This is a genomic window from Psychromonas sp. KJ10-5 (genome assembly GCF_055808325.1).
Genome location: NZ_CM147864.1, coordinates 475,095 through 487,656, shown reverse-complemented (window position 1 = coordinate 487,656; position 12,562 = coordinate 475,095). Strand labels below are relative to the sequence as shown.

Annotated in this window: 12 protein-coding genes; 7 read left to right on the top strand and 5 right to left on the bottom strand. The window is 38.1% G+C overall.

Going from position 1 to position 12,562, the window contains the following annotated elements; genetic code table 11:
- Window positions 1–11 precede the first annotated feature (11 nt).
- The 3 genes from AC0L3W_RS02380 to AC0L3W_RS02370 all read right to left on the bottom strand — a co-directional run bounded on the left by AC0L3W_RS02380 (window position 12) and on the right by AC0L3W_RS02370 (window position 1,915).
- On the bottom strand, window positions 12–356 hold the full coding sequence (locus tag AC0L3W_RS02380) for a metalloregulator ArsR/SmtB family transcription factor (protein ID WP_409439764.1): 345 nt from the start codon (window positions 354–356) through the stop codon (window positions 12–14).
- A 208-nt stretch (window positions 357–564) separates the two neighbouring features.
- Complete coding sequence (locus AC0L3W_RS02375; RefSeq protein ID WP_409439765.1) at window positions 565–1,467, bottom strand: pyridoxamine 5'-phosphate oxidase family protein; 903 nt, start codon at window positions 1,465–1,467, stop codon at window positions 565–567.
- A 10-nt stretch (window positions 1,468–1,477) separates the two neighbouring features.
- Window positions 1,478–1,915 (bottom strand): VOC family protein, encoded by a 438-nt coding sequence (locus AC0L3W_RS02370; protein WP_409439766.1) that lies wholly within the window; start codon window positions 1,913–1,915, stop codon window positions 1,478–1,480.
- A 212-nt stretch (window positions 1,916–2,127) separates the two neighbouring features.
- Here AC0L3W_RS02370 and AC0L3W_RS02365 point away from each other — a divergent pair, with 212 nt between their 5' ends.
- Window positions 2,128–2,703 carry a TetR/AcrR family transcriptional regulator gene (locus AC0L3W_RS02365; RefSeq protein ID WP_409439767.1) on the top strand — a complete coding sequence of 192 codons (576 nt, stop codon included), beginning with the start codon at window positions 2,128–2,130 and terminating at the stop codon, window positions 2,701–2,703.
- Between the two features lie 17 nt (window positions 2,704–2,720).
- Here the strand turns inward: AC0L3W_RS02365 and AC0L3W_RS02360 are convergent, their stop codons facing one another.
- Entirely contained in the window at window positions 2,721–4,118 is a 1,398-nt protein-coding gene (locus AC0L3W_RS02360; RefSeq protein ID WP_409439768.1) for an aldehyde dehydrogenase, read from the bottom strand.
- 78 nt (window positions 4,119–4,196) lie between these two features.
- The gene (gene sixA, locus AC0L3W_RS02355) at window positions 4,197–4,673 is read right to left on the bottom strand and encodes a phosphohistidine phosphatase SixA (RefSeq protein ID WP_290038575.1); all 477 of its coding nucleotides are present in this window, start codon (window positions 4,671–4,673) and stop codon (window positions 4,197–4,199) included.
- 415 nt (window positions 4,674–5,088) lie between these two features.
- On the opposite strand from sixA, the gene AC0L3W_RS02350 reads away from it, so the two are divergent.
- Genes AC0L3W_RS02350 through AC0L3W_RS02325 form a run of 6 tightly spaced genes read left to right on the top strand, consistent with a single transcriptional unit; the run spans window position 5,089 to window position 12,286 of the window.
- A complete protein-coding gene (locus AC0L3W_RS02350) occupies window positions 5,089–6,048 on the top strand; it encodes an AAA family ATPase (RefSeq protein WP_290038577.1) in 960 nt (319 codons plus the stop codon).
- Complete coding sequence (locus tag AC0L3W_RS02345) at window positions 6,048–6,989, top strand: DUF58 domain-containing protein (RefSeq protein WP_409439769.1); 942 nt, start codon at window positions 6,048–6,050, stop codon at window positions 6,987–6,989. The genes AC0L3W_RS02350 and AC0L3W_RS02345 overlap by 1 nt, the downstream gene beginning before the upstream one ends.
- On the top strand, window positions 6,973–7,488 hold the full coding sequence (locus AC0L3W_RS02340) for a DUF4381 domain-containing protein (RefSeq protein ID WP_409439770.1): 516 nt from the start codon (window positions 6,973–6,975) through the stop codon (window positions 7,486–7,488). The genes AC0L3W_RS02345 and AC0L3W_RS02340 overlap by 17 nt, the downstream gene beginning before the upstream one ends.
- Window positions 7,481–8,464 carry a VWA domain-containing protein gene (locus tag AC0L3W_RS02335; protein ID WP_290038583.1) on the top strand — a complete coding sequence of 328 codons (984 nt, stop codon included), beginning with the start codon at window positions 7,481–7,483 and terminating at the stop codon, window positions 8,462–8,464. The genes AC0L3W_RS02340 and AC0L3W_RS02335 overlap by 8 nt, the downstream gene beginning before the upstream one ends.
- On the top strand, window positions 8,454–10,562 hold the full coding sequence (locus AC0L3W_RS02330; RefSeq protein ID WP_409439771.1) for a vWA domain-containing protein: 2,109 nt from the start codon (window positions 8,454–8,456) through the stop codon (window positions 10,560–10,562). Before AC0L3W_RS02335 ends, AC0L3W_RS02330 begins: the two co-directional genes overlap by 11 nt.
- Window positions 10,562–12,286 carry a BatD family protein gene (locus AC0L3W_RS02325; protein ID WP_409439772.1) on the top strand — a complete coding sequence of 575 codons (1,725 nt, stop codon included), beginning with the start codon at window positions 10,562–10,564 and terminating at the stop codon, window positions 12,284–12,286. Before AC0L3W_RS02330 ends, AC0L3W_RS02325 begins: the two co-directional genes overlap by 1 nt.
- Window positions 12,287–12,562: the final 276 nt, after the last annotated feature.

Here is a 12,562-nt window from a genome sequence, read left to right as displayed (position 1 = left end):
ATTTAATCTGGTTATTTTTCTGTCATTTTGCTTTGTTGATAGTTTTCAATATCATCAAGGTATTCTGCTTTTAAACATTTTGAAGTGGTTAACCCTGCAATCACTTTGCGCATCCAACCTGGTAACGCAGGATTGACTTGGTAATAGATCCACTGTCCTTCACGCTGATCCAAGAGCACACCCGATTGACGTAAAATTGCAAGGTGACGTGATATTTTTGGCTGACATTGATCCAGTGCCAAACACAGTTCACCGACACTGATCCTTTCCTCTCTTGCGATTAAGATAAGGCAGCGTAATCGTGTTTCATCGGATAACATTTTAAAAAACTGATGCGGTTGCATATAAAATTCCATATATTCACATATGCGCATATTATAGTAAGTAAAAATAAGAATGCAATACGACATAAACCAATGCACTAGATTTTTCTATCCTTAATACAAACAGAATAAACCATGAAATTGACAGTTATATGAACCATCCAAACCACTGCTTTATGATGTATTAAAAAAACTAATAACTGACTTTAAGAGAAGGTTTAATGTAAATAGAAATGAATGATTATTGACTACGGTAAGCTAGGCTATTGCTTAATATAGTAAATTTATGAGGTGTAAAGCATAACGTACGTTTTGCTTCGCTCTGTTTCTGGTTTGATTGACCTTGTATTGTATCTGACCATAGTATTTCACAGGTCACTTTTATCTGCATAGCATGTCCCTGCTGCCAATCACAAAATAATAAGCTCGCCGTGGGATTCTCCAGTAAGTTACCTAAAGTATTAAAGAAACCATTACCTAAGTAATCTTCGACTAATAATTGTCCCTTGTTGTTAATACGAACAAAACCAGCTTCCCCGCCACGATGCGAGATATCAGCGCCACGACTTCTGTTATCTTCTCCATCATCAAAGTAGCTGGCAATAAAAAAACTGTCTGCTTGGCAAATCAAGGTTCGCAGGTTATTGGTCATTATGGTCGAAGATAGCTGCGACGTGGGATCATAATGTGCATTGCTGACCAATGTTTTAGGTTGAATATATTTAGGGCAATTTCCATAACTCTGTAACACCAATACTTTGATGTTCTTTTGGTTAATCTCAGTAATGATCGCATTAACGCGGTTACGTCGCTTTGTATTAAACTCAATAGCGAGTAAACCAATACGATCTCCCACGTTAATTTGATTGTTCCTGAAATCACTCATTGGGTTTTGTGTATTGATCCATAATTCAGTCTCTGTGGGTGAAGAAATAAAGCCCTCTTCACCAAACAAAATACTGCTTTGAATGATTGAAGTGGTATCACGATAAGCCATGAAAATCATAGTCTGAGACTGAAAAAATTCACGATGTTGTAAAGGCATAAATTCACGAATGAATTTAGGGCCAATGTCAGCCATTCGTTGTTCAGTACCCACCCGCTTCTGTATTAAGCGCTCACCTTGATGCCAACTATTTTCCATCGTATTCTCTTTATTGACTAATCAATTCAAGTCTAATACCACCCGGAATCGAACACATCATGTGTACAAAAGGCGAATCACCTAATGCTTCTGGTGCAAACTCAATAGCTACTTGATCAAGTTTAAGTAGCTTCTGATAAAGAGTATGTAATTGTTCGATGCTATTCACTTTTAACGCAAAATGATGCAAGCCAACATTCTTAGTACGATCAAACGTTATCAAATTCTCTGCATCTTTGATCTGCCATAACGTCAACATAACAGTACCATCAGATACAAAAATGGCAGGGTAAGCTGGTTTTTCACCTACTTTTTTAAAGTTTAATTGTTCAATAAAGAAAGCGGCAGTTTGTTTAATATCTGGAACAGTAAGACCTAAATGATGGATACCTGAAGTAGCAATTGTTGTAACGGTTACATTACTGCTTTCTGTTGATGTAGAGCACATAGTAAATACCTTTATTAAGTTTTCATTTATAAAAATATTTGTTTCACAAATAACAGTATTAATGCCAATAGATATGATGACAAAAACAAGAGTGAACAAATCTGTTTACCACTATAGGTGAACAGAACTGTTTACGTCAAGTTTAAATTGGTTATAATTCAGTTATCACATGCCGTGTATTAACATCGCTCCTAAAGAGGACAGCCAATTAAATGCAACCAAGAAAACAACACTTAATCGATATAGCATTGATTTTATTCAATAAATATGGATATCACGCAACCGGAATCGATTTAATTTTAGCGGAATCAGGGGTTTCTAAGGCAACACTGTATAAGCATTTTCGTAGTAAAGAAGAATTGATATTGGCAGCATTACAACTTCGTCATGAACAAGTTGTCAGTAAATTGAAAGATAAAGTTGAAGGTAATAAGCAAAGCCCCAAAAATAATGATCCCGTTGAGAATGTATTGGTTATTTTTGATAATTTAAGTGAATGGTTTAATAGTGAAACTTTCTTTGGGTGTAATTTTATTAATGTCAGCGCAGAATACGCAGACTCTAATCATCCAATTAATATTTTTGCGGCAAAACATAAACAGGTGATTGTAGATATTATTGCAGCGCAATTAGCCACTAAAGCAACTGATAAAGCCACTCAACAAAAAGCAGATCAAATAGGATTATTAGTTGAAGGAGCGATTGTGATGGCCCACACTCGAGGCATGAAGCAATCCGCATTGATCGCAAAAGAGATGGCCAGAATAATACTTAAAACACAACCCTAAAAATCCCAATAGTTCAGTTATTTAAATAATCTTTTAAGCAGTGATAATTTGTTTTTATAGGGTGGATATAGCAAGGGTAGGTCTAACCAAGTAGATGCACTAAGTACACTCTTTTGATGTGAAAAACAGTCAAAACCGTGTTTGCCGTGATAGCTCCCAATACCACTTAACCCTACCCCACCAAAAGGTAGATTCGGGTTAGCAAGGTGTTGAACACAATGGTTGATAGCAATACCACCTGCTTGGATTTTTGAGTTTAACAGTGCTTGAGTCTGTTTACTTTCAGAGAAGATATAAGCGGCTAGTGGATGCGCTGGTAAATGTTCAATAACCTGCAATACCTGATCGTAATTGGTAAAACCTAACACGGGTAGAACAGGCCCGAAGATCTCTTGTTGCATGATTGCATCAGATAAATCTACGTTGGTCATCACTGTCGGTGCAATATAGCCTTGTTCGATATCAAACTGACCGCCTACTAGCACCTTATCTTGTTCAATTAATTCACTAATGCGCTGCGTATGTCGCTGATTTACAATTCGCCCTAATGCTTCATTATTGAAAGCATTATCACCGTATAACTCAGTGATTCTCGCTACTACTTTATCTAAGAATGTTTGTTTAATACTGTCATCAACTAATACATAATCAGGAGCAACACAGGTTTGTCCAGTATTTAACATTTTACCGTAAACAATACGTTTAACGGCGATATCAATATTCGCATCGGCACACACAATACACGGGCTTTTACCACCTAACTCAAGAGTCACTGGCGTTAACTGTTTAGCCGCTTGCTGCATCACAATTTTTCCCACTTCGCTACTGCCAGTGAAAAAGATATGGTCAAACTTTTGGGCTAACAAAGCGGTCACATGCTCGACTTCACCACTAATACAGTGGACATATTCAGATGCAAAGGTGGCATTAATTAACGAGGTTAATACGCGACTCACATTAGGTGTTAATTCAGATGTTTTAATAATACATGTGTTACCTGCAGCAAGTGCAGCAATTAACGGAGAAAGGCACAATGAAACCGGGTAATTAAAAGGAGAAATAATTAAGCAAACACCTAAGGGTGTTGCATGGATATGACTTTTTGCAGGTTGTAAAAAATATGGCGTTGATACTTTTTTAGGTTTCATCCACTTTTTAAGATGCTTTATGGTGTCCGTTAATTCATTTAACACAAACCCGACTTCAGTAAGATAAGCCTCAAACTCTGATTTATGCAAATCGACATCGAGGGCTCCAATCAAAGCGCTTTTGTTTGCTATCACCGCCTGTTTCAATCGTGTTAGCTGTTGTACACGATAAGCTAATGAGAAAGGTTTATTTTTCATGAAAAAAGTACGTTGGGCTTGTACTCTTTGTTCATAATCAGCCATTAAAAACGCAGTATCTTCGAGCATAGTTGAGGCTACCATATATGGAATATATACTTATGCGGAGCAATGATACGGCGTGTTAACGCCGAGCAAGAAAAACCGTTAATCTATGATTTGAGATACTGTCGTTAAACTAACTAATTCAGCAAAGCCATCTTCATCATTAAGTGAGATATGTCCAACAGCAGAGGTAGAAAAAGCAGGAACACCAGCCGAAGGTACTAATTCACCAACGATGTAACCTACTAAAGGGAGATGTGAAACCAGTAATACAGATTGAATACCTTCAGCTTGTAAAGCGAGTATTTCATCAACAGATTTTCGAGCACTGCCGGCTGGCGTTAAACAGGGTAAAACTTGGATATTGCTAATACCTTCAAAAAAAGGACTGACTGATTGCCAGGTTTGCTGGGCTCTTATGTAGGGGCTCACTAATACAGCATCAAATTTAACATCTTGTTTTACTAAGTACTTAGCCATTATCTCTGATTCATGACGCCCTTCATCCGTTAGGTTACGTTCTGAATCTGAATTAGCCATCATTTCTGCTTGTCCATGGCGCATAATATATATTTGCATAAATTCATTTCTCCAAATAAATAAGTATCACGAATATTGTGTTCGTTACTTATGATAGTAGTTAGCCACGGTTATTACCGTCTAACTGATTTTATTAATCATCAATAAATGCATTGCCTACTAACGTTCGATATAGGTTAATACGTTATTGTTATGCAATATGATCAATTCCACTGTGCATTGCTGTTCCTTAGCAATAGCGATAAAGCGGCTTAAAATCATACTGCAATATAACTCAAAGAAAAGCGTAAAGCTTTTATTTCAGTAAAGGTTTTTAACTTATACGATTGTTTTACTTTTATTTTACAAATAGTTTTAATCCCCTTAACACGAATTTAAAACATTTTGAAGATTGAAGTTGCTTGGGTTTGGCAGTATATTTTCCGCACCATCAATTTAAATGCAGATACCCGCAATGGCAAAACAACAGTTAAATCAATTACGTGACTATTTAAATAAAATGATTTTGGGTCAAAGTGAGCTGGTTGACAGCTTATTGATCGCACTACTAGCAGATGGACATATACTAGTTGAAAGCCCACCAGGTTTAGCAAAAACCCGAGCAATCAACGCATTATCAGACGGAATTGAAGGTGATTTTCACAGAATCCAATTTACCCCAGATCTCCTCCCTTCGGATGTCACTGGGACAGATATTTTTCGCCAAGAGACAGGCCAATTCATTTTTGAAAAAGGCCCTATTTTCCATAACTTAATATTGGCAGATGAAATTAACCGCGCACCAGCAAAAGTACAATCGGCGTTATTAGAAGCGATGGCTGAGCGACAAGTTACTGTAGGTAAAACCACTTACCCTCTACCACCGCTGTTTTTAGTAATGGCAACACAGAACCCGTTAGAGCAAGAAGGTACTTACCCATTACCGGAAGCACAGTTAGATCGTTTCATTATGCATTTGCAGTTAGATTATCCAGATGCTGATACGGAACGCCTTATCCTGCAATTAAATCAAAAAGAGATTTTAAAAGAGAAAATTGCAGCGGTAACACCATTACTTAATGAGCAAATTTTTGCGATGCGTGAAGAGGTGATGAAAGTCAGCATTGCTCCGCACTTAGAGCAATATTTGATTGATTTGATCATGGCTACGCGTCAACCAGAGCGTTTTGGTGAAAAACTCGGTGAGTGGATCAGCTATGGTGCAAGCCCTCGTGCAACGCTTGCTTTAATGCGCACAGCAAAAGCACGCGCTTGGTTAAATGACCGAGACTATGTGATGCCTGAAGATATTATCAGCAATTTATATCCGGTTTTACGCCATCGACTTATTTTAAGTTATGAAGCAGAAGCACAAGGGTTGAATGCTAATCAGGTTATTCAAGAAATTATTAATCAAGTGGCGATCGCAGGCTAATGAGCACACATATTCCCGCTATTTTTACTAATACGCCCTATACCACGGGCGTTGATGTTCAATTGAACGAACTTCTCAGTTATAAACAGCATGGAAAGCTATCTTTAAGTAGCAAGCAATTACAGGCAACACGTCAATTGTCAGGTAATTACTTAGCCAATATTAAAGGCCGCGGCATGGAATTTGCCGAAGTTCGACATTATCAACCCGGCGACGATGTCCGATCTATCGATTGGGCTGTCACCGCCAGAACTGGAAAAGCACATACTAAGCTATTTCAAGAGGAGAAAGAGCGGCCTGTTTTTTTATTAGTAGACCTCTCCGATAGTATGATATTTGGCAGTCAATTTGTATTTAAGTCGGTACAAGCTTGCCATTTAGCATCACTATTGAGTTGGCAAGCTAAACAAAGAAACGATCGTTTAGGCGGGATTGTCTTTAACCAGCAGGAAGTCGCAGAGTTAAAACCGACCTCTCGTAATAAAGGTTTAATGGCATTTCTACATCAAAGCCAAATTTTATGTCAAAAATCAGCCTTTAAAATACCGCAACAACAATCCCTCTTCTTACAATTAAAACGTCTTTCTCATCTAGTACAAACCGGTAGCCAAGTTCATTTAATCAGTGATTTTTCACAATTAGATGAAGCCTGTTATAAGTTGATTAACCTTTTAAGGCGACATAATCAGGTGACCATTTGGCAAATTAGCGACCCATTAGAGTCGCATTTACCGAAGAAGATGTTACAAGCTAATTTAAAAATTAACTCGTTAAAAGGAAGTGGCTTTTTACGTAATCAGCGTCAGCAAAAGTCTTATAATGCAGCTGCGACGGAACGCCAGCAACAGATGCAAACTCACTTTTTAAAGCATGGTATTGCGCATTATCAAATCAGTGCTGCCACCCCACTATTGGAGCAATTCAATGCCAACGCCCAATAATCCTTTTGAACAGATAATACTACCAACGCAAGTACCGTCAGCTTGGCCACCAGCGCCAATTTACTGGTTAATTTTAGCCGTCATAATCAGTGCAGTGACCGTACTTGTTTGGTGGCTGAAACAACGACGAAAAAAACAGCAAAAGGTCAAGCAAGCTTTATTAGCACTGCAGCAATTAAGGCGACAAGATTCAGCTAGCTTTGCAAAATTGAATCAATTACTTAAAGGCTTAGCACTGCAGTATTACTCTAGACAAAAAGTGGCTTCATTGACTGGTGAAGCTTGGTTTAGTTTTATACAAGCACACCATACTGGTAGCACCGCACTATTTGGTGAGCAGGTACAATTTTGCCAACGTTTATATCAGCAGCCTTCGATGTGCGATGAACAGGACTTCAAATCAGTCTCACATTGGATAAAAGGATTTCCCGCACAGGTAAAAAGGCTGCAAAAATCAACTGTGGTTGATCAATCATTAACAGGCCAACATCATGTTTGAATTTAGTTACTGGTGGGTATTCCTTTTATTACCTTTACCATTATTAGCAAGACTTTTATTACCGCCTAAAAAACAATCTTACACGCAATTATGGATCCCATTAGCGGAAGGTTTAGCAGAGCAAAAGAGTAAAAATTCTAATCCATTATTGGGTTATTTTGTACCTTGGTTATTGTGGGCTTTATTATTAGCCGCGATTGCCAAACCAGTGTGGTTTGGAGAGCCTATTCGTATTCAGCAGCAAAGCCGAGATATGATTCTATCTTTAGATTTATCGGGCAGTATGCAAGAAGAAGACATGCCTTTAAATGGACGCACAGTTGATCGTTTGACCTTAGTTAAATCCATTGTTAAAGACTTTGTTAAGCAACGAACTGGTGATCGTTTAGGGCTTATTTTATTTGCTGATCATGCATATCTACAAACTCCTCTCACCTTTGATGTTGATACGGTATCGACCATGGTTGATGAAACACAAATAGGTTTAGTAGGCAAACAAACAGCTATTGGTGAGTCTATTGGTATGGCGATTAAACGCTTTGTTGAAAACCAAAATGAGCAGCGTGTGTTAATTCTATTAACCGATGGAGCAAACACTGCTGGCTCAATCAAACCAATTGCAGCAGCTAAGCAAGCTGCTAAAAACAATATTAAAATTTACACCATAGGGATTGGTGCAGATTCGATGATTAAACCCGGTTTCTTTGGTAATCAACGCGTTAATCCATCAGCTGATCTTGATGAAGGAATGCTAAAAGAGGTTGCTTCTTTAACCAATGGTCAATACTTTCGAGCGCGTAGCCAAGAGGATTTACAAAAAATCTATGACACCATTAATCAATTACAACCCGTTGATGGAGAATATTTAGAGTTTCGTCCTGAGAAGAATCTATTTTATTGGCCATTATCAATAGCCGTATTGATTCTGCTGGTAGTAATATTGTCATTAAAGATAAGAGGTGAAGATGAACTTTAACGACACCCTAGACAGTAGCTTCGGCGCATTAGAATTCCTTCGCCCCTACTGGTTAATCGGACTTGTTATTATTTTCGTGTTAAGTTTATGGCGCTACAAACAAGGTAAAAATCAATCAAGTAATGTGATTGCCAATCATTTAAGCGAGCATTTGGTAACCCAACCCGAAACCAAAACAAGCAACCGTTTTGCATTAAGTTTATTAGCTGTGATTGCCTGTATCGCTTTATCTGGCCCCAGTATTCGTTCGGTTAAGTTACCCGTTTATGAAATACAAAAAGCGCAGGTTATCGCCTTTGATTTATCTTATTCAATGTATGCTACTGACGTTAAACCTAATCGTTTAAATCAAGCTAAGTACAAAGCGATTGACCTATTAAAACAATGGACAGAGGGCGATAAAGGCTTTATCGCCTACGCCGGTGATGCTTTTACTATCACGCCATTAACGAAAGACAGCAATTCGATCATCAATCATATTCCTAATCTGTCGCCTGATTTAATGCCAGCAAGAGGTTCTCGACCTGATTTAGCATTAGCCAAAGCTATCTCTTTGCTCAAAAATGCCGGGTATCAACAGGGACATATTGTGTTTATTAGTGATGGTATTGACCAAGAAAGTGCCGATAAAATGCAAGAAATGATCGAAGGTACTGACTTTATGGTGTCAATTCTCGCGGTCGGTACCGCAGAAGGCGCGCCTATTAAGTTACGCGATGGTAGTTTATTAAAAGACAGTAGTGAGAAAATCATTATTCCTAAATTAGACACCGATGCGATGTACGCTGTGACACAAAGTAGTAACGGTTTGTACAAAAATTTCGACCATACTGGTAATGATATTTTTCAATTAGCCGCCCATTACAATAATGAGCAACTTAATAAGCAACAAGATGAACAAGCTAATAATAGTAATAGTGAACAATTAATCGATGATGGCTATTGGTTAAGTTTCCTGTTGATTCCGCTGTTTTTATTATTGTTTAGAAAAGGTGTTTTCTATGTTGCCCTATTGAGCTTTACCTTAAGCTTGCCCTTTGCAAATACTAAAGTAGAAGCATCGGTTTGGGAAAATAGCCAACAAAATGCTTATCAAGCCTTCCAAGCTGGGGATTATAAATCTGCTGGGGAACAATTTGAGGATCCAAGTTGGAAAGCCTCTGCTTTATTCAAAGATAAACAGTACCAACAGGCTGAAGCTATCTATGAAAGTCAGAAAACTCAAACACCTAATGATACAAACAACCTTTATAACTTAGGTAATGCGCAGGCCATGCAGCAAAAGTATAAACAAGCACTGGCGAGCTATAATGCAGCATTAGCGATAAAACCAGACTTTGCTGAAGCACTGGCAAATAAAAAAGCAGTTGAAGAGTTGTTAAAACAGCAAGAACAACAAGATCAAAAAGACCAGCAATCTTCTGATAATCAGCAGCAAAACCAACAAGATCAACAATCTTCTGATAGTCAGCAGCAAAACCAACAAGATCAGCAGTCTTCTGATAATCAGCAGCAAAACCAACAAGATCAACAGTCTTCTGATAATCAGCAGCAAAACCAACAAGATCAACAGTCTTCTGATAGTCAGCAGCAAAACCAACAAGATCAGCAGTCTTCTGATAATCAGCAGCAAAACCAACAAGATCAACAGTCTTCTGATAGTCAGCAGCAAAACCAACAAGATCAGCAGTCTTCTGATAGTCAGCAGCAAAACCAACAACAAAGTCAGCAAGACCAACAGTCTTCTGAGCAACAGCAAAATCAACAAAAAAGTCAGCAAGACCAACAGTCTTCTGATCAGCAACAAAGTCAACAACAAGAAACAGAAGAAGAAGAGGAGCAACAAAGTCAGCAACAAGCACAACAGGCTTCTGCTGAGTCAGGCGATGATACACAAACTCCAGAACAAGAAGCTGCTGCGAGTACGGTACAAGGCTCGGAGGTTAATCAAGAATATGAAGATTTACCACTTTGGTTGAAAAATGTACCCGATGACCCATCACTGCTATTAAAAAATAAAATGCAGCTTGAATACAACAAGCGAGCTGCTAATCAACCTGTTCTAAATAACAATAATAATAACGGAGACATCTGGTAATGCCGTTTATACAAAAATTCTTACATATCAGCCTATTATTCATTGCATTGTGCATGCCTGCAGTAGCCGCAACACAAGCAACCGCTTCCATCAGTAGTAATACTATTTATTTAGGTGACACTTTTTATCTCACCGTACAAGTCGATGATACTGGCTCTGATTACCAATTAGATACTAGCCAATTAAGCAATGACTTTAATGTTGGCTCCCCTTCACGTAGCCAACAAACCTCTTACATTAATGGCAACTTTACCCAGCAAACAACATGGACAGTAAGCTTACGAGCGAAGTCAGTGGGTAAATTTACTATACCTGCACTAACTTTGGGTGATTTAACAACTCAAGCCATTCAAATCGAAGTGAAACAACCAGGTAAGCAGCAACAATCAACATCCAGCGATACCATTTTTATTGAAAATTCAATTAATAAAAATAGTGTTTATATTGATCAACCCGTGATCATCGATACAAAAATATTTGTAGCTGAAAATGTTGCTAATGGCGATATTCAACCGCCATCATTGAGCGATGCTAGTATTGAGCCACTTGATGTTGATCAGCAACAAAACCAAGTTATTCGTAACGGGTTACGTTACCGTGTATTCCATTACCAATATAAAGTCACACCTTCAGTGGCTGGCGATGTCTCTATTATCTCTCCTTTATTAACCGGTTCTGTGCAACAAGTGACTCGCGTTAATGGCTGGCAAGACAGAGTGAAAACGACACCGATTAATATCCGAGGTAATAACCTTCCTTTAACAGTGAAGGCGATGCCAGCTGGATTTAAAGGAGATTGGTTAATTAGTGAAGATGTCAGACTAATTGAAAATAATGATCTACAAGCTGAAGAGCATTTTGTGGGAGAACCAATCACACGCAGTATCAGCCTGCAAGTTGCTTCAATTGCACTCGATAAAATGCCTGAAATCGATCTTAACTACGATAAAGCTTTGCGTGTTTACCCTGACCAAGATGATTTAAAACAAGGCACTATTGATGGCCTCATATATAGTCAACGCACAGTAACACATGCCATTATTGCTAATAAACCAGGTAAACTTGTGCTACCAGAAATAAAAGTTGCTTGGTGGAATAGTAAAACAGAAAAACAAGAGTATGCGACATTACCTGCGCAGACCCTCACTATTAATCCGGCTCCACAAAGTGCTAATCAATCTAATAATAGTAGTGCAAATAGCAGTGTTCAGAGCCATCAAGATTTTTCTGCTTTACCAGCAACGCCTAATAGCGCAGCAACCAATAATCAAACATCAGAGGAACAAACCACCCAATTGCTGTATTGGCAAATAAGCACATTGGTTTTATTACTATTATTAATCTTATTGAGTTTTTACCATGTAAGAAGCACTCATAACTTAACCGTAGCACCTAAAGTCCCGAAAAAGACCAAGCAGAGTACGCCTTATAAAGCCTTATTAGCGGCTCTAAAAGAAGCTAAACCAAGCCAGGTTTATTTGGCACTTCTACAATATGGACAAGTACAGCAGCCAAATATGAATAAATTAGCGCAGCTTTGTGAGGTTGATGGGTTAGATAGTGATCTCAAACAACAATTATTAATTAATTTACAGCAACTTGAGCAGGCTTGTTCTGGAAAGGCGCACCATTGGGATGCACAACAGCTACTGAAATTAATAAAAATGCACCATCAAGTCACAGCGATGAGTGATCCAAGTCAAATAACTAATCTCAATCCGTAATGTTCCACCCATTTATGAGCAAATAACCCTCTGAAAAATTTGCTCATAAATGGTGCATAAAACCCAAATCCTGCCATAAAAACGATGGAAATATGACCTGAATCAAAAAAAATGATGGGTTAGGCTCTTAGGGGGTAGTAAAAGCCTGCCTCTATCTTATGATTAATCTCGTTAAATATATTGGTGGCATGCAAATTGCTCTTATGTATTTATATGAATATTGTTCTAAATATGAAATGGCATGGAACTTGCCATAATTATTTTTATATGAGTATC